This window comes from Daeguia caeni (assembly GCF_042653845.1).
Classification (GTDB): Bacteria; Pseudomonadota; Alphaproteobacteria; order Rhizobiales; family Rhizobiaceae; genus Brucella; species Brucella caeni.
This window is the reverse complement of record NZ_JBHSEL010000054.1, coordinates 1-503: the sequence shown is the minus strand read 5'-3', so window position 1 is coordinate 503 and position 503 is coordinate 1. Positions and strand designations below refer to the sequence as shown.

The following is a 503-nucleotide window of genomic DNA, read 5'->3' as shown; positions in this document are numbered from 1 at the left end:
TTTGATAAAGCTATGATGAGCCGAAAACCCTCTCTTCTCAATTAATACAATTTGGTCTCATGGGCGTTGATGTCGGACACGCCCGGTATCCGTCATTATCATTGATCTGGACGACCTGAAGAATGCAAATGACCAGTGGGGACATGCCGCCGGTGACGGCTTACTGCGTCGTATCGGTGAAGTGCTGAATGAAGCCATCAGCGAACCCAACACAGCCTCGCGAATAGGTGGCGATGAATTTGCTATCATCATGCCATTTGTTGATGAGCGGGCATGCGAAGCGACCGTCGAGCGGATCAAGCAGCTGGTTGATATCAACAATCAGTATTATTCTCAGTTAAAGCTCTCGCTCTCCATAGGCTGGGCAACTTCCAGAGACCACGAAAGCCTGGAGAGTGTCGTCAAGCGCGCCGACATGGCCATGTATGAGAACAAGCATGCCAGAATGCGCCGTAATGTGCTCGAAATATAGATATTCAGGCCATGATTTCTTATGAGATAAG

At 48.9% G+C, this 503-nt stretch carries 1 pseudogene; it reads left to right on the top strand.

The window, feature by feature from the left end:
• Window positions 1–82 precede the first annotated feature (82 nt).
• A pseudogene (locus ACFO1V_RS09345) lies at window positions 83–472 on the top strand (GGDEF domain-containing protein); the annotation flags it as partial.
• Window positions 473–503 lie beyond the last annotated feature (31 nt).